Below are 15916 nucleotides of genomic sequence, written 5' to 3' on the forward strand. Positions count from 1 at the left end.
CCCGCGGGGTCAGGGCAGCTGCGTGAGGCGTTCGGCCGCGCGCAGCGCCACCCCGTGCCACGCGTCGTCGGCGAAGTCGAACTCCGGCGTCGGGTTGGCCATCAGGTAGATGACGTGGTTGCCGGCCGCGATCACCGCGACCCGGTACCGGGCGGTGGAGTCGGCCTCGTCAGTCTTGCGGGTCACGACCCAGGCCGGCCCCGTGCCGGGGCCGGTCAGGTCGGCGGTGCGCGCCACCTCGGCCGTGCCGGTGCGGGCCGCGCAGTCGTCGATGTTGGCCGACAGCGACGCCGCGAACGCGTTGGCCTCCTCGGGTGTGTTGTACGAGAACAGGAGCTCGTCGACGCCGAACAGGGGCGGGGCCGCGGCGTCGTCCTGGAGCATGACCGTGCGCTCCTGGACCTTCACCGCACCCGCGGGGGCGGTCTTGAGGTCGATGCCCTCGCAACGCGAGCCGGTGGTGTTCACCGCGGCCGACATCGGGGCACCCCGCCACACGCCGGCGCCGGCCGTGATGCGCGGCAGGTCGACCCCGGCGAGGTAGCCGAGGGGCTCGACGGCCGGCGGGACGCCCGGGGTGGTGGCCGGGGAGGCCGGGCAGGTGCCCGTGTCGGTGCACTGGCGCGTCGACACCGCGGCGAGGACCGGCAGCAGCGCGGCCGGCTCGAGGGCGGCCTCGGCCTGGGTGGCGTCGACGATGTTGACCCGGGTGCCGGTGCGGCTCAGCAGCAGCGTGTGGTACTCGGGCGTCTCGCCCTGGAGCACGAGCGTGGAACCGGTGGCCTCGTCGGACAGCCCGGTCACCTGGGCGCCGGCCTGCACCCAGGCGGTGTTGCGCTCGCACGTGCCCAGCTGCTCGGCGCGTGCCGCGTAGGCCGCGACGGCCTCCTCGGGCGTGGCGTAGGTCTCCACCTGGTGGAGCAGGCCGGCGGCCGCACCACTCTCGGGGGAGAAGGTGCGGACCATGGTGTCCACCGGCTGAGTCTCGGCCTCGAGCACGGGGGCCAGGCACTTCGCGGCCGGGGTGGACGCGTCGGGCTCGGTGACCGTCGCCGCAGCGGTCCAGGTCACGTCGGGGCGGACGGCGGCCAGGTCCTCGGGCTGCAGCAGGTAGGTGGCCACGGGGTCGACCGTCGGGGTGGGGGTCGGGGCCGGACGCCCGGAGCCCGGGTTGGCCAGCACGAAAGCGGTGATCGCGATGGCGGCCACGACGAGGGCGGCGACGATGCCGATGGCCAAGCCCTTGTAGCTGCGCGGCGCGGGCGCATCGGCGGCGGGGGCGACGGGGCTGTCGGGGGTGCGGGGGGACATCGCCCGGGTCGCGGCCGGGGAGAGGGCTGAGCGGCGGGGGAGCGGGCGGTCCTCGTCCTCGGGCAGGTCCACCGCCGAGAAGCGGCGGCCGGCGCTCGCGGGCGCGACGTCGGGGACGGGCAGGACGGCGGGCGGCGGGATCGGGGTGCCGGCACGGGAGGGGGTCGACTCGGCGCCGGGGCCGGTCGCCGACCACTCGCCGCGACGCGGGGCGGGACCGTCGTCGACGGCGTCCTCGGGCTCGTCGTCGCGTGGCGGCAGCGCACGGCGCGGGGTCGGGTCACCCTGCTCGGACATGTTCCTCCCGTTCGTCGTGCCTCCTGAACGCCCCGACTTTACCAAGGAGGGGCGTGTCCCCACGGCCACCACGCGCCCCGCGGGCGACCATGGACCCATCATGCGCACGCCCTTGGACCCCCGCCACACGCCCGTGGGCCTCACCGTGGCCTCTCCCAGCGAGCCGGCGCCGGAGGAGCACTCCCGGTTCCCGGCCGTCCCGTGGCTGCTCGCCGCGGTGGCGTGGACGGCGGCCGTGGCCCTCGTCGGCTGGGTGCTCGTGGGTGCCCTGGTCAGCGTCTCGTGGCTCACCGCCGTGCACGTCCCCGCCGCCGAGGTGTTCGGCACGATCGGGCAGGGCTGGCTGGTGCTGCACGGCGTCCCGGGTGGGCTGGCCGGTGCGACCGTCCGGCTCGTCCCGCTGGGCGCGACGCAGCTGTTGGCGCTCGGGTGCGGGTTCGCGGCCCACCACGCCGCGGCGCAGTACGACCTCGAGGACGGCGCCCCCCGTTCGCAGCGGGCCATCGCGTGGGCGAGCGTCGTGGGGGCGTGCGTCGGCGCGTACGTGCTCGTCGGCGGGATCCTCGCCGTGGTGGTCGGCAGCCCGGGGCAGCTGGGCCAGGCGATCCCGGGCCTGCTGCTCGTCCCGCTGGCCGGGGCCGCGCCCGGCGCCGTGCTGGGCCTGGGCCTCGACCTGTTCGAGGGCCTCCCCGCGTGGACGCGCCGCCTCCCGCGCGCCATCGGCCTGGGTGTCGGGGTCCTCGCGCTGGGCTCGCTCGCGGCCCTCGTCATGACCCTGGTCGCCCACCTCGACCGCGTGAGCGACCTCCACGGGGCGCTGGCGCCCGACGGCGTGGGCGCGGTCGTGCTCACCCTCGTGCAGGTGGCCTACCTGCCCAACCTGCTCGCGTGGGCGGGCGCCTTCGTCCTCGGCGCCGGGGTGACCCTGGGTCCCGAGGGGCTGGTCGCCCCCGGCGTCGTCGAACCCACCGTCCTCCCGGCGATCCCCGTCCTGGGTGCCGTCCCGAGCGTCCCCGGCGTCGCCGACCACGCGTGGCTGGTGGTCGGGCTGGCCGCGGCCGCGGCGTCCGCGTGGTGGCTGCTGCGGGGCAGCGGCCACGCCTGGCTGACCGGGCTGTGGCAGGGGGCCGTCGCCGGCGTCGCCCCCGGCCTGGCCTGGATCGTGTTCTCCCTGTTCTCCGGCGGCGACCTCGGCGTCGAGCGGCTCGCCGGGATGGGCCCCCGCCTGCCCGACCTGCTGCTCTGGGCGACCCTGCCGCTGGCCGCGGCCGGGGCCCTGTACGGGCTGGGCCGCGCCCTGTGGCTCTCCCGCCGGTCGACCCCGGCGCCGGTCGAGGAGCCCGCTGCAATAGGGTGAGCCCATGACGTTGCGGCTCCTCGTCCTGGTCTCCGGTGCGGGGACCCTGCTGCAGGCACTGCTCGACGCGCAGGCGTCCGGTGACCTCGCGGCCGAGGTCGTCGCCGTCGGCGCCGACCGTCCCGGCATCGAGGGCCTGGCCCGTGCCGAGCGGGCCGGCGTCCCCACCTTCGTCGTGCGGCTCGGCGACTTCGCCGAGCGGGCCGACTGGGACGCCGCCCTCAGCGAGGCCTGCGCCGCCCACACCCCCGACCTGGTGGTCAGCGCCGGCTTCATGAAGCTGTGCGGCCCGGCGTTCCTCGACCGCTTCGCCGGCCGCTTCGTCAATACGCACCCCGCCCTGCTGCCCAGCTTCCCCGGCGCCCACGGCGTCCGGGACGCGCTGGCCCACGGCGTGAAGGTCACCGGCTGCACGATCTTCGAGGTGGACGCCGGGGTCGACACCGGCCGCATCCTCGACCAGGTGGCCGTCCGGGTGGAGCCCGGGGACACCGAGGACACCCTGCACGAACGCATCAAGGTCGCCGAGCGCCGCCTGCTCGTCGACACCGTGAACGCGCTCGCCGCGGCGCGCAACTGAGGAAGAAGGAACATGGATCGCATCGCCATCCGCCGGGCCCTGGTCTCGGTGTACGACAAGACCGGCCTGGCCGACCTGGGTCGCGCCCTGGCTGACGCCGGCGTCGAGGTCGTCTCCACCGGCGGGTCGTACAAGCTGCTCGCCGAGGCGGGCGTGCCGGTGACGGAGGTCTCGGAGCTGACCGGTTTCCCCGAGTGCCTCGACGGGCGCGTGAAGACGCTGCACCCGCGCGTGCACGCCGGGATCCTGGCCGACCGCCGCCTCGACAGCCACGTGGCGCAGCTGGGTGAGCTCGGCGTCGAGCCCTTCGACCTGGTCGTCAGCAACCTCTACCCGTTCACGCAGACGGTCGCCTCCGGCGCCTCGCCGGACGAGTGCGTCGAGCAGATCGACATCGGCGGGCCCTCGATGGTGCGTGCGGCCGCGAAGAACCACCCGAGCGTGGCGATCATCACCTCGCCCGAGCAGTACGGGCAGCTGACCGAGGCGCTCGCTGCCAGCGGCTTCACCCTCGAGCAGCGCAAGGCGCTCGCCGCGGCCGCGTTCGTGCACACGGCCACCTACGACGTCGCGGTGGCCTCGTGGATGGGCAACGTCCTGACCGACTCCTCCGACGGCGACGGGTTCCCGGCGTGGGTCGGCGCGACCTGGTCGAAGGCCTGGTCGCTGCGCTACGGCGAGAACAGCCACCAGCCCGCCGCGCTGTACCGCAACGGCCACGGGGCCGACGGCATCGCCCAGGCCGAGCAGCTGCACGGCAAGGAGATGAGCTACAACAACTACACCGACGGCGACGCCGCCTACCGCGCGGCGTACGACTTCGCCGAGCCCGCGGTGGCGATCATCAAGCACGCCAACCCGTGCGGCATCGCGGTCGGCGCCGACATCGCCGAGGCCCACCGCCGCGCCCACGCCTGCGACCCGGTCTCGGCGTTCGGCGGGGTCATCGCGGCGAACCGTCCGGTGAGCGTGGCCATGGCCGAGCAGGTCGCCGAGGTGTTCACCGAGGTGATCATCGCCCCCGGCTACGAGGACGGTGCTGTCGAGGTCCTCAACCGCAAGAAGAACATCCGCATCCTCGTCGCGCCCGACTACCCCGGCGGCGGCGTCGAGCTCAAGCCGATCACCGGCGGCATGCTCATGCAGCACGCCGACACCATCGAGGCCGACGGCGACGACCCCGCGAACTGGACCCTCGCGGCCGGCGACGCCGTCGACGAGGCCACGCTGGCCGACCTCGCCTTCGCGTGGCGCGCGTGCCGGGCCGTGAAGTCGAACGCCATCCTGCTCGCCTCCGACGGGGCGTCGGTGGGCGTGGGCATGGGCCAGGTCAACCGCGTCGACTCCTGCAAGCTGGCCGTGGAGCGCGCGGGCGAGCGCGCCGCCGGGAGCGTGGCGGCGTCCGATGCGTTCTTCCCGTTCAGCGACGGGCCGGCCATCCTCATCGACGGTGGGGTGAAGGCGATCGTCCAGCCCGGTGGGTCGGTGCGCGACGACGAGACCATCGCCCTGTGCCGGGACAAGGGCGTCGCCCTCTACTTCACCGGCACCCGCCACTTCTTCCACTGATCGGACGCTGACATGACCGCACAGAAGCTGGACGGGGTGGCCACCGCCGCCGCGATCAAGACCGAGCTGACCACCCGCGTGGCCGCGCTGCGCGAGCGGGGCGTCGTGCCCGGGCTGGCCACCGTGCTGGTCGGGGAGGACCCGGCCTCGCAGAACTACGTGCGCATGAAGCACCGTGACTGCGAGCAGGTGGGGATCTCCTCGATCCGGGTCGAGCTGCCCGCCGACGCCACGGCCGCGCAGGTCGAGGAGGCGATCCGGGGGCTGAACGCCGACGACGCCTGCACGGGTTACATCGTGCAGCTGCCGATCCCGAAGCACCTCGACGAGAACTGGGCGCTGTCGCTGATCGACCCCGACAAGGACGCCGACGGCCTGCACCCCATCAACCTCGGTCGCCTCGTGCTCAACGAGCCCGCCACCCTGCCGTGCACTCCGCGCGGCATCGTCGAGCTGGTCCGGCGCCACGGCGTGGGGTGGAAGGGCGCCGAGGTCGTGGTCGTCGGCCGCGGCATCACGGTGGGTCGCCCCCTGGGCCTGATCCTGACGCGCCGCTCCGAGAACGCCACGGTGACCCTGTGCCACACCGGCACCCGCGACCTGGCCGACCACACCCGCCGGGCCGACATCGTGGTGGCGGCCGCCGGGGTCCCCGGCATGGTCACCGCCGACATGATCCGCGAGGGTGCGGTCTGCATCGACGTCGGCGTCAGCCGCGTCGACGGCAAGACCGTGGGTGACCTGGCCCCCGACGTCTGGGACAAGGCCGCGTGGGTCACCCCCAACCCGGGCGGGGTTGGGCCGATGACCCGCGCGATGCTGCTGTCGAACGTCGTGGACCGCGCGGAGGCGCTGGTAGCGTCCGGTTCGTGAGCCACGCCGACCCCGGGGGCCCCTGGTCGCCCGCCCAGGGGCCGCGGGCCCCGCGCCCGTGGTACCAGCTCGTCCTCGGCCAGTGGCCGTTGTTCGTGGTGCTCGTCGGCATCTCGGTGGGGCTGGCGTGGGTGGGGCTGAGCCACTGGAAGCGCGGGTCGTTCACCATCGGGGCCACGTTCGTCGTCGCCACGCTGCTCCGGGCGTTCCTGCCCGAGGACCGGGTCGGCCTGCTCAACGTGCGCAAGCGGTGGGTGGACGTCGTCTGCCTCGGCCTGCTCGGCGCCGGCATCGTCACGCTGTCGCTGGTGGTCCCCCCGCAGCCGTGAGCCGCTGTGCGGCCAGCCAGGCCGTGGTCACGGCCGCGATGCCCGCCCCGGCGGCGAGCGCGATCCAGGCGGGGCCGACCAGCGACAGCACGGCGATCACGTAGGGCGACAGGAACCCGATGTAGGTCAGGCAGTAGGTCACCGCGGTCGTCGCCGCCATGAGTTCCTGCGGCGTGTTGAGCTCGAGCGTGGTCATGCAGCACACGAGGACCAACCCATGGGCGGACCCCAGGACCACGGCGATGAGCGGCAGCCACCACCACGCCGGCCGCAACGCAGCGGCCGTCGCGAGCCCCATGCCGAGCGCCGTGACGCCCATGCCGAGGGCGGTCACCCGACCCGGGTGGCTGGTCGCCCAGCGCTTCATCGACGGCTGCAGCAGCACCGACGTGCCCAGCGTGAGGCCGGCGAGCGCGCCGGCGGCGGCGATCCGCGGCAGGCCGGGGAGCGGGCCGATCACCGAGGGCATGACCGCGAACGACACCGAGGCGCAGCCGAACACCCACGGCGCCGTGAGCAGCACGGCGCGCAGGAACCAGCCCTGGGTCACGTGCCGGACCACGCGCCCCACCGAGGGGGTGGGGTGGTCACCCCGGTCGAGCTCGGGCAGGTTCCAGACCAGGACGGTCGCGACCGCCTGCACGACCAGGTGGAGGGCGTAGGTGAGGTGGAGCGGGGCCGGCAGCCACTGTGCGGCGATGCCGGCGGCCAGGGGGCCCAGCGCGAACCCGCCGGTCAGGGCCAGGGCCGCCCGGCGCGCGCCGGTGCCGGGCACCTCACCGGCGGAGAGCTCCTTCATCCACGCGGTACCGGGCCCCATCGCGAAGCCGATCCCGACCCCGCCGACCACGCGCCCGGCGGCCAGCAGCCACGGGGCGTCCGCACCCGCCAGCAGGAGGAGGGACCCGAGCAGCATCAGGACGGTGGAGATGCGCAGCATCGGGCGCTTGCCGTGGTGCTGGCTCCACCACGCGGCGACCAGCAGGGCGGGCACGAGGCCGGCCACGTAGACGGCGAACATGCCGGTGACGGCCTGTTCCGTCAGGCCCCGCTCGGCCCGGTAGACCAGCAGCATGGGGGCGAACTGGTTCGCGCCCCAGCCGGCCGCCACGAGCGCTGCGGCCAGGCGGTGCCACGGCTGGGCCACGCGGGTCACCTCATCGGAAGTCGCGGTAGAAGTACTGCCCCTCATCCTGCCCCGCCTCGACCCGCTGCGCCTCGGCGGCGCGCAGTTCGACCCGGCGGATCTTCGAGCTGATCGTCTTCGGCAGCGCCGGCGTGAACTCGATGATGCGCACCAGCTGGTAGCCGTTGAGGTGCTCGCGACAGTGCGCGAACACGGACGCCGCGACCTCGCGGCCGCCTTCGTGCCCGCCCGCGAGCGTCACGTAGGCCTTCGGGACGGCACCGCGCACCTCGTCGGGGGAGGGCACCACGGCGCACTCGGCCACGGCCGGGTGCAGCATGAGCGCGCTCTCCAGCTCGAAGGGCGAGATCTTGTAGTCGGACGCCTTGAACACGTCGTCGGCGCGGCCCACGTAGGTGATGTAGCCGTCCTCGTCCCGGGTGCCGATGTCACCGGTGTGGTAGTACCCGCCGCGGCAGGCCTCGGCGGTCAGCTCGGGCGCCTCGTAGTAGCCGCCCATCAGGCCGGCGTGGTGGTAGGACAGGTCGAGGCAGATCTCGCCCTCGCCGGCGCCCTCCACCAGCTCGTCGGTGTTGGGGTCGACCAGGACGACGCGGTAGCCGGGCATGGGGCGTCCCATCGCGCCGGTCTTGACCGGCTGGCCGGGGGAGTTGCCGATGCAGCACGTCATCTCGGTCTGGCCGTACCCGTCGCGGATGGTGTTGTGCCACGCGTCGCGGACCTTGTTGATCACCTCGGGGTTGAGTGCCTCGCCGGCGCCCACGAGCTCGCGCGGCGGGCGGAACAGGCGGGTCAGGTCGGCCTGGATCAGCATGCGCCACACCGTGGGGGGAGCACAGAAGCTCGAGACCTGGTGGGTGTCCATCACCTGCAGCAGCCGCTCGGCGCTGAACCGCTCGTAGTTGAGGATGAACACCGTCGCCTGCGCCAGGAACGGGGAGAAGAAGTTACTCCACGCGTGCTTGCCCCAGCCCGGCGAGGAGATGTTCAGGTGCACGTCGCCGGGGCGCACGCCCAGCCAGTACATGGTCGACAGGTGGGCGACGGGGTAGGAGACCTGCGTGTGCCGCACGAGCTTCGGGCGCGCGGTCGTGCCCGAGGTGAAGTACAGCAGCGACGTCGCGTCGGCCGGGGTCGGCCCCGCCGGGGTGAAGGCCTCGGACGCCCCGAACGAGGCTCCCCAGCGCTCCCAGCCCTCGGGGGCGGGCTCGTCGTGGGCCCACGTGGCGGGCACGGCGATCTTCAGGGTGTCGGCCCGGGCGAGGTCGAACCGGTCGGCGAGCGTCACCGGGGCGATGGCGAACCGGGCGTCGGCGGTCGCGATGCGCCAGGCCAGGTCCTCGTCGTTGAGCAGGGTCGAGGTGGGGATCGCCACCGCGCCGACCTTCATCAGCGCCATGAGGATCTCCCACAGCTCGATGGTGTTGTTCAGCATCACGACCATCTTGTCGCCGGGGCGCATGCCCAGGTCCACGAGCCACGAGGCGACCTGGTCGGAGCGACGGGCCAGCTCGCCGTAGGACCAGGAGTGGGTCTCGCCCGTGGCCTCCTCGACGATCGTCACCGCGGCGCGGTCGGGGTGCTCGCCGGCGACCACGTCGAACCACTCGAGGGCGAAGTTGAACTCCTCCAGCCGCGGCCAGGCGAAGTCGCGCACGACGGTGTCGTAGTCGTGGGGGTGGTGCAGGAGGAAGTCGCGGGCGGCGCGGACGGCGTCCGTGGCGGAGGTTGCGGGGCGGCCGGCGTAGGTCATGGGCGTCACTCTAGGGCTTCAACCTACGGGCCCGTAGGTTGTGCCACGGGTTGGCGCGCCCCGGCCCCGCGGACGCCCACCGACCACTACCCTCCCGCCATGGAGAGCGCGCGGACCCGGGGCTGGGAGCGGTACCTCCCGGGCCTGGCCGTGCTGCGGAACTACGACCGGGCCTGGCTGCGGCCCGACGTCATGGCCGGCCTCACCGTGACGGCCTACCTCGTCCCCCAGGTGATGGCGTACGCCCAGATCGCGGGTCTACCGCCGGTCGTGGGGCTGTGGGGGATGCTGGCGCCGCTGGCGATCTACGCGCTCGTCGGGTCCTCGCGCCAGCTGTCGGTCGGCCCCGAGTCGACCACGGCGCTGATGACCGCGGCCGCGCTGGGGGTCGTCACGGCGTCCATCGGGCCCGAGCGCTGGGCCGACGCGGCCGCGGTGCTCGCGCTGGCCGTCGGCCTCGTCGGCCTGCTGGGGTGGGTGGCCCGCCTGGGGTTCCTGGCCACGCTGCTCTCCAAGCCGGTGCTGCAGGGCTACCTCATCGGGGTCGCGGTCCTGATGATCTCCTCGCAGCTGGGCCGGGTCACGAAGCTGGACGTCACCGGGGACGGCCCCATCGAGGAGGTCGCCTCCCTCGCGGCGCAGGTGGGCGCCGTCCACCTGCCCTCCGTCGGGATGGCTGCGGCCGTGCTGGTCGCCGTGTTCGCGCTCAAGGCGTGGCGGCCGCGCTGGCCCGGACCGCTGCTGGTCATGCTGGCCGCGGGCGGGGTGGCGGCGCTGCCGGCCGTGGCCGGCTGGGGGCTGGTCACGATCGGGGAGGTGCCGTTGGGCCTGCCCCTGCCGCGCCTGCCCGACTTCGCCGGCATCGACCTGCTGGCGGTCCTGCCGTGGGCCGTGGGCATCGCGCTGGTCGGCTACTCCGACAACGTGCTGACCGGGCGTGCGTTCGCCGCCCGCCGCCACGAGGACATCGACGCGGGGCAGGAACTGCTCGCGCTCGGGGCCACCAACCTCGCGGCGGGCCTGACGCAGGCCTTCCCGGTGAGCTCGAGCGGCAGCCGCACCGTGCTCGGCGACGCCGTCGGCAGCCGCACCCAGGCGCACTCGCTGGTGGCGCTGGCCGGGGTCGTCCTCGTCCTGCTCGTCGCCGGCCCGGTGCTGTCCACGTTCCCCAGCGCGGCGATGGGCGCCATCATCATCTTCGCCGCGACCCGGCTCGTGGACGGGGCGGCCCTGGCCCGCATCGCCCGCTTCCGGCGCAGCGAGGTCGTGCTCACGGCCGCCACCGCCATCGGCGTCGTGGTGCTGGGCGTGCTCGGGGGCATCGGGGTCGCGGTGGCGCTCAGCATCCTGGACGTCATCCGGCGGATCGCCCAGCCGCACGACGGCGTCCTCGGCTTCGTGCCCGACGTGGCCGGCATGCACGACATCGACGACCACCCGGGGGCCACCCAGGTCGAGGGCCTGCTGGTGTTCCGCTACGACGCGCCGCTCTTCTTCGCCAACGCCGCCAACTTCGTCCAGCGGGCGCGTCTGGCCCTCGACGAGGCCGACGGCCCGGTGCGGTGGTTCCTGCTGAACGCCGAGGCCAACATCGACCCCGACCTCACCGCCGTGGACGCGCTGGAGGAGTTGCGCTCCGACCTGGAGTCCCGGGGGATCACCTTCGCGCTCGCGCGCGTCAAGGCCGAGGTGCTGGAGCTGTTCGACAAGGCCGGGCTGCTCGCCGCGGTGGGTCCGGAGAACGTCCACGCGACCCTGCCCACGGCCGTGGCCGCCTACGCGGAGGCCTTCACCGCGGCGGAGGGACGCCCGCCCGCCGGCCTGCCCACCCGTCGCTGAGTCAGAACCCCGAGGCGTTGACCGGGGGCAGGGCCGTGCGGAACAGCGCCGACAGCGCGTCCACCTCGGACGCCGGGCCCGTCACCTGCCCCGCGGCGGCCAGCACGTGGGCGTCCACGAGGCCGAGGTAGAGGCTGCCCAGGGCCCGGACGTCGAGGCGTAGGTGCGCGCCGGACGCCGGGGCCACCTCGGCCCGCCCGTCGCGGACCACGAGCCGGTACGACCCCGAGGCCAGCCCCTGCGCGTCGTCGACGGTGAAGCTGACCTCACCGTCGGACTCGAACGCGCGCACGCCCAGGGCGCGGGGCACGTCCAGCACCCGGAGCCACGTGTAGTCCCCGCTCCCGGTGACCTTGAGGCGGTGCGGGTCCGCCAGGGCCCAGGGCAGGGCCGTGGTGGGGGGCAGCCGCCGCACCACGACCTTCTCCACCAGGTCGATCGCCCCGAGGAACTGCCACAGGCCCAACTCCGCCTCGGCGTTGGCGGCGAGCAGGTCGAGCACCCGCAGCTGCGACCCGTTCTCCTCGAACAGGTAGGAGACCGCGCCGTCGGGGCGCCCGTCGGCGCCCAGGTGCACGGCGCTGCGGACGTCGTGGTTCGGGCCGTTCTTGTCGAAGTCCCACTCGCCCGACAGGTAGGGGTCGTAGAACGCCAGGCGCTGGTGCGACCCGCGGTGCGTCGCGTGGAAGGTGTCGAAGACCTCCCGGCGCGCCGCCACGGACGCCGCGGGCGTGGCCAGCTCGACCCGGGGCTCGATGTCGCGGGTCAGTTGGAACCGGGGGCCCGTGTCGAGCTCGGCGCGGGTGTACGTCGTCGCCACGCCGAACCCGAACCGGCCGTAGATGCCGCCCTCGGTCACGGTCAGGGCCGCGAGGGACAGGTCCTCGTCGCGGGCGCGGCGCAGGGCGTCACCCATGAGCCGGGTCAGCAACCCGCGGCGGCGGTGGGTGGTGCGCACGGTGACGTCGGTGATGAAGCAGGCCGGCTCGAGGTGCCCGGCGCCGGTGTTGATGGTCTGGGTCGTGGTGGCGAACGTGCCGACGGGGACGTCGGCGCCCAGCCCGAAGGCCGGGGAGGCCGCGTACGCGCCGTCGAGGCGCCAGCCGTCACGGACGATGTCGGCCCGCCAGCGGGTGAACGCCTCGTCCTGGGCGCGGCCCTGGCCGAAGCCCAGGCCGACCGCCTCGAACCAGCCGCGGAGCTCGTCGTCGCCGACGTCGGAGGGGGTGAAGCTGCGGTAGTCGATCTGCACCCTGCCACCCTAGCCAGTCGCCGTGGCGGTAGGCTCCGCGCCGTGACGAACGCTCCCCGCAAGCAGCCCGAGCAGCAGGCCCCGCCGGTCCAGAAGCTCCAGGTGCGCTACGCCAAGCGCGGCCGCGCCCGCTTCACCAGCCACCGCGACTTCAGCCGCGCCTTCGAGCGTGCGCTGCGCCGGGCGGGCGTCCCCATGGCCTACAGCTCCGGCTACAACCCCCACCAGCGGGTGTCGTTCGCGAACGCGTCCCCGACCGGCGCGGCCACCGAGGCCGAGTACCTCGAGATCGGGCTGCGCGAGGTCGCCGACCCCGAGGCCGTGCGGGTCGCCCTCGACGCGGCGCTGCCCGACGGGCTGCACGTCCTCGAGGTGGTGCCGGCGCCGCCGGGCGGCATCGCGGACCGGCTCACGGCGTCCGCGTGGCAGATCGGGGTCACGGGGGTGCCGCGCGAGGTGCTCGACCGCGCCGTGGCCGCCCTGCTGGCCGCCGAGGTGGTGGAGGTCCAGCGCATGACCAAGACCGGCATGCGCACCTTCGACGCCCGCGAGGCGATCATCGGCCTCGAGGTGGCCGACGACGCCACGCTGCGCCTGGTCTCCCGCCACGGGACGCCGCTGGTGCGGCCCGACGACGTCCTGCAGGCCCTCGGGCAGGTCGAGGAGGGCTTCGTCCCGACCGACCCGCCCCTGCTCACCCGGCTGGCCCAGGGCGAGTGGGACGGCACCCGGATCGTGGGTCCCTTCGAGGCTCGCCCGTCCGACTAGCTGGGGTTTCGGCACGGGGTGTGGAACAATGAGCGACAGGTTGGACGCCGCCACCGGCGCCCGACCGGGCGCCAGGCCGCGACGAATGTGAGCCCTCGACCGCGGCGGGTTCCCGAGAAAACCGCAAGCTTTGGCACGCCCCGGCCGTCCGGTCGCCGCGTGCCCCATGTCCGGCAGGTCCGCCTGCCGTGTGAGGAGAGCACATGCTCGATTCGGATGTCCCGACCGGCGCTACCCCCGAGTCCGCCGACTCCGCCCCCGCGACACCGCCGCGCCGCCGCCGGCGCGCCGCGAGCCGCCCGGCCGGCCCGCCCAAGGAGATAGCGCCCACCCCGGCGCCCGCCGAGATCGCACCGCCCGCCGCCGAGCCCGAGTCCGTCGAGGCCGAGTGGGCCGAGGTCGCCGGCGAGCCCGTCGCGGAGGCCACCCCGCTCGAGGAGGAGGCCGTCGCCGACACCGACGACGCCGTCGAGGAGGAGGCTCCCGTCGAGGACGCCGCCGCCGAGGCCGTGGAGGGTGACGAGCCCGCCGAGGAGGCCGAGGAGCCGGCCGTCGACGAGTCCGTCGAGCTCCAGCCGGAACCTGAGCCCGAGCCGGCCCCCGCCCCCCGCCGCCGCACGTCCCGCCGCCGCACGCGGGCGACGCAGCCCGAGCCCCAGCCCGAGGCGGACGCCGAGGGCGCCGACCCCGTTGCCGAGGGCCTGGCCCAGCTGAGCGCCGAGCACCAGCACGACGCCACCGCCGACGCCATCGACCCCGACGACGTCTCCGCCGCCCTCCAGGACCTGGCCGCCGCGATCAGCGGCGACGCCGGTGACGAGGAGGCCGCCGACGAGGCCGAGGACGGCGACGACTCAGACTCCGACGACTCCACCGACGCCGAGGGCGCCGACGACGGCGACGACTCCGACGACTCCGACGACGCGGCCCCGCGCCGCCGCCGGCGCCGCCGTGGTGGCCGCCGCCGCCGTCGGGGCTCCGACTCCGAGGACGGCGACGACTCCGACGCCGACGACTCGGGCGACGACCAGGCCGAGGGCTCGGCGTCCGAGGACGACGACAGCGACGCCGACGACGAGAACGGTGAGGGCGAGGAGGCGACGCCCAGCAGCGGCCGCCGCCGCCGTCGCCGCCGCCGCCGCGGTGAGGACACCGGGACCGAGGGCGCCGAGGACGGCGTCGACGTCGTGGTGAAGGTGCGCGAGCCGCGCGCCAGCCGCAGCCGTGGCGGGTCCGAGAGCGCCGCCGACCAGATCACCGGCATCGAGGGCTCCACCCGCATGGAGGCCAAGCGCCAGCGCCGCCGCGAGGGGCGCGCCGCCGGCCGCCGCCGGGCTCCGATCCTGTCCGAGGCCGAGTTCCTGGCCCGCCGCGAGTCGGTCGACCGGCAGATGCTGATCCGCCAGGCCGACGACTACACGCAGATCGCGGTGATGGAGGACGGCGTCCTCGTCGAGCACTACGTCGACCGCGCCAGCTCCGCCTCGCTGATCGGCAACGTGTACCTGGGCCGCGTGCAGAACGTGCTGCCCAGCATGGAGGCCGCGTTCATCGACATCGGCCGCGGCCGCAACGCCGTGCTGTACGCCGGCGAGGTCGACTGGGAGACGTTCGGCGTGACCGGCGACGACCGCAAGGTCGAGAAAGTCCTGAAGTCGGGGCAGGCGATCCTGGTGCAGGTCACCAAGGACCCGATCGGCGCCAAGGGGGCGCGCCTGACCGCGAACATCTCGATCCCCGGCCGCTACGTGGTCTACTGCCCGGGCGGCCAGCTGTCCGGCATCTCCCGCAAGCTGCCCGAGAACGAGCGCAACCGCCTCAAGGGCATCCTCGACGAGGCCGTCGGCGACGACGCCTCGGTGATCGTCCGCACCGCCGCCGAGGGCGCCTCGCAGGAGGAGCTCGAGCGCGACGTCAGCCGCCTCAAGGCGCAGTGGGAGGTCATCGAGAAGAAGGTCAAGCAGGGCTCCGCCCCGCAGCAGCTCTACACCGAGCCCGACCTGACCGTCCGCATCGTGCGTGACCTGTTCACCGAGGACTTCACCAAGCTCATCGTCGACGGCAACGGCGAGGGCGAGGACGCCTGGGACACCATGGAGGCCTACGTCACCCACGTGGCGCCGCACCTGGCCGAGCGACTGCGCCGCTGGGACCGCGCGAGCGAGGGCGACATCTTCGAGAAGTTCCGCGTCCACGAGCAGGTGGCCAAGGCACTCGAGCGCAAGGTGCACCTGCCCTCGGGCGGGTCGCTGATCATCGACCGCACCGAGGCCATGACCGTCATCGACGTCAACACCGGCAAGTTCACCGGCACGCAGGGCAACCTCGAGGCGACGGTCACGTCGAACAACCTCGAGGCGGCCGAGGAGATCGTCCGCCAGCTGCGCCTGCGCGACATCGGCGGCATCATCGTCATCGACTTCATCGACATGGTGCTGCCCGCCAACCGCGAACTGCTGCTGCGCCGCCTCGTCGAGTGCCTGGGCCGCGACCGCACCCGCCACCAGGTGGCCGAGGTCACGTCGCTGGGCCTGGTCCAGATGACGCGCAAGCGGATCGGCACCGGCCTCGCCGAGGCGTTCACCGTCCAGTGCGAGACCTGCAAGGGCCGCGGCTACCACACCCACGAGGCCCCGGTCGCCGACCAGGCGCCGGCCGACGGTGGCGACCGTGACCCGAACGGACGCCGTGGCGCCCGGTCGCGCGGAGGCCGGTCGCGGGGCGGTCGCTCCGAGTCCTCGCCGTCGTCCCCGGCCGAGGCGCCCGCCGAGCCCGCGGCCCACGCCGAGGCCCCGGGCGAGCAGGTCGACACCGCGGGTCCCGCGGGGTCCTGACGCGTTG

Annotated in this window: 12 protein-coding genes; 8 read left to right on the plus strand and 4 right to left on the minus strand. The window is 74.3% G+C overall.

Features of this window, described 5'->3' with window-relative positions; translation table 11 throughout:
- Positions 1 to 9: 9 nt before the first annotated feature.
- A complete protein-coding gene (locus J4N02_RS06175; RefSeq protein WP_188333242.1) occupies positions 10 to 1608 on the minus strand; it encodes a hypothetical protein in 1599 nt (532 codons plus the stop codon).
- Between the two features lie 100 nt (positions 1609 to 1708).
- Here J4N02_RS06175 and J4N02_RS06180 point away from each other — a divergent pair, with 100 nt between their 5' ends.
- Genes J4N02_RS06180 through J4N02_RS06200 form a run of 5 tightly spaced genes read left to right on the plus strand, consistent with a single transcriptional unit; the run spans position 1709 to position 6316 of the window.
- Positions 1709 to 2965: a DUF6350 family protein gene (locus J4N02_RS06180; RefSeq protein WP_188333241.1), complete on the plus strand. Its 1257-nt coding sequence runs from the start codon at positions 1709 to 1711 to the stop codon at positions 2963 to 2965.
- A gap of 4 nt (positions 2966 to 2969) precedes the next feature.
- Positions 2970 to 3545 carry a phosphoribosylglycinamide formyltransferase gene (gene purN / locus J4N02_RS06185; protein ID WP_188333240.1) on the plus strand — a complete coding sequence of 192 codons (576 nt, stop codon included), beginning with the start codon at positions 2970 to 2972 and terminating at the stop codon, positions 3543 to 3545.
- A 12-nt stretch (positions 3546 to 3557) separates the two neighbouring features.
- Positions 3558 to 5114, plus strand: coding sequence for a bifunctional phosphoribosylaminoimidazolecarboxamide formyltransferase/IMP cyclohydrolase (gene purH / locus J4N02_RS06190; protein WP_188333239.1), 1557 nt, complete (start codon positions 3558 to 3560; stop codon positions 5112 to 5114).
- A gap of 12 nt (positions 5115 to 5126) precedes the next feature.
- The gene (locus tag J4N02_RS06195; RefSeq protein ID WP_188333238.1) at positions 5127 to 5987 is read left to right on the plus strand and encodes a bifunctional methylenetetrahydrofolate dehydrogenase/methenyltetrahydrofolate cyclohydrolase; all 861 of its coding nucleotides are present in this window, start codon (positions 5127 to 5129) and stop codon (positions 5985 to 5987) included.
- Positions 5984 to 6316 carry a DUF3017 domain-containing protein gene (locus tag J4N02_RS06200; protein WP_182814995.1) on the plus strand — a complete coding sequence of 111 codons (333 nt, stop codon included), beginning with the start codon at positions 5984 to 5986 and terminating at the stop codon, positions 6314 to 6316. Before J4N02_RS06195 ends, J4N02_RS06200 begins: the two co-directional genes overlap by 4 nt.
- Here the strand turns inward: J4N02_RS06200 and J4N02_RS06205 are convergent.
- Together J4N02_RS06205 and J4N02_RS06210 are read right to left on the minus strand one after the other, a co-directional pair.
- Positions 6282 to 7463, minus strand: coding sequence for an MFS transporter (locus tag J4N02_RS06205; protein ID WP_188333237.1), 1182 nt, complete (start codon positions 7461 to 7463; stop codon positions 6282 to 6284). The genes J4N02_RS06200 and J4N02_RS06205 overlap by 35 nt on opposite strands.
- Positions 7464 to 7473: 10 nt before the next feature.
- Positions 7474 to 9216, minus strand: a complete 1743-nt coding sequence (locus J4N02_RS06210; RefSeq protein ID WP_188333236.1) for an AMP-binding protein — start codon at positions 9214 to 9216, stop codon at positions 7474 to 7476.
- Positions 9217 to 9315: 99 nt separating this feature from the next.
- Between J4N02_RS06210 and J4N02_RS06215 the strand changes: the two genes are divergently transcribed.
- Complete coding sequence (locus tag J4N02_RS06215; RefSeq protein WP_188333235.1) at positions 9316 to 11055, plus strand: SulP family inorganic anion transporter; 1740 nt, start codon at positions 9316 to 9318, stop codon at positions 11053 to 11055.
- A gap of 1 nt (position 11056) precedes the next feature.
- Here the strand turns inward: J4N02_RS06215 and J4N02_RS06220 are convergent, their stop codons facing one another.
- Entirely contained in the window at positions 11057 to 12307 is a 1251-nt protein-coding gene (locus J4N02_RS06220; RefSeq protein WP_188333234.1) for a GNAT family N-acetyltransferase, read from the minus strand.
- Between the two features lie 42 nt (positions 12308 to 12349).
- Here J4N02_RS06220 and J4N02_RS06225 point away from each other — a divergent pair, with 42 nt between their 5' ends.
- Together J4N02_RS06225 and J4N02_RS06230 are read left to right on the plus strand one after the other, a co-directional pair.
- The gene (locus tag J4N02_RS06225; RefSeq protein WP_188333233.1) at positions 12350 to 13075 is read left to right on the plus strand and encodes a TIGR03936 family radical SAM-associated protein; all 726 of its coding nucleotides are present in this window, start codon (positions 12350 to 12352) and stop codon (positions 13073 to 13075) included.
- Positions 13076 to 13278: 203 nt separating this feature from the next.
- Positions 13279 to 15909, plus strand: a complete 2631-nt coding sequence (locus J4N02_RS06230; protein WP_188333232.1) for an Rne/Rng family ribonuclease — start codon at positions 13279 to 13281, stop codon at positions 15907 to 15909.
- The last annotated feature ends 7 nt before the right edge of the window (positions 15910 to 15916 follow it).

The sequence above is a fragment of the Propioniciclava sp. MC1595 genome, from assembly GCF_017569205.1.
Classification (GTDB): Bacteria; Actinomycetota; Actinomycetes; order Propionibacteriales; family Propionibacteriaceae; genus Propioniciclava.

Bases quoted from the DNA above. Each gene is read 5' to 3' on its own strand.
- J4N02_RS06230 (WP_188333232.1), top strand. From the start codon at position 13,279: ATGCTCGATTCGGATGTCCCGACCGGCGCTACCCCCGAGTCCGCCGAC.
- purH (WP_188333239.1), top strand. From the start codon at position 3,558: ATGGATCGCATCGCCATCCGCCGGGCCCTGGTCTCGGTGTACGACAAG.
- J4N02_RS06210 (WP_188333236.1), bottom strand. From the start codon at position 9,216: ATGACCTACGCCGGCCGCCCCGCAACCTCCGCCACGGACGCCGTCCGC.
- J4N02_RS06215 (WP_188333235.1), top strand. From the start codon at position 9,316: ATGGAGAGCGCGCGGACCCGGGGCTGGGAGCGGTACCTCCCGGGCCTG.
- purN (WP_188333240.1), top strand. From the start codon at position 2,970: ATGACGTTGCGGCTCCTCGTCCTGGTCTCCGGTGCGGGGACCCTGCTG.
- J4N02_RS06195 (WP_188333238.1), top strand. From the start codon at position 5,127: ATGACCGCACAGAAGCTGGACGGGGTGGCCACCGCCGCCGCGATCAAG.
- J4N02_RS06180 (WP_188333241.1), top strand. From the start codon at position 1,709: ATGCGCACGCCCTTGGACCCCCGCCACACGCCCGTGGGCCTCACCGTG.
- J4N02_RS06175 (WP_188333242.1), bottom strand. From the start codon at position 1,608: ATGTCCGAGCAGGGTGACCCGACCCCGCGCCGTGCGCTGCCGCCACGC.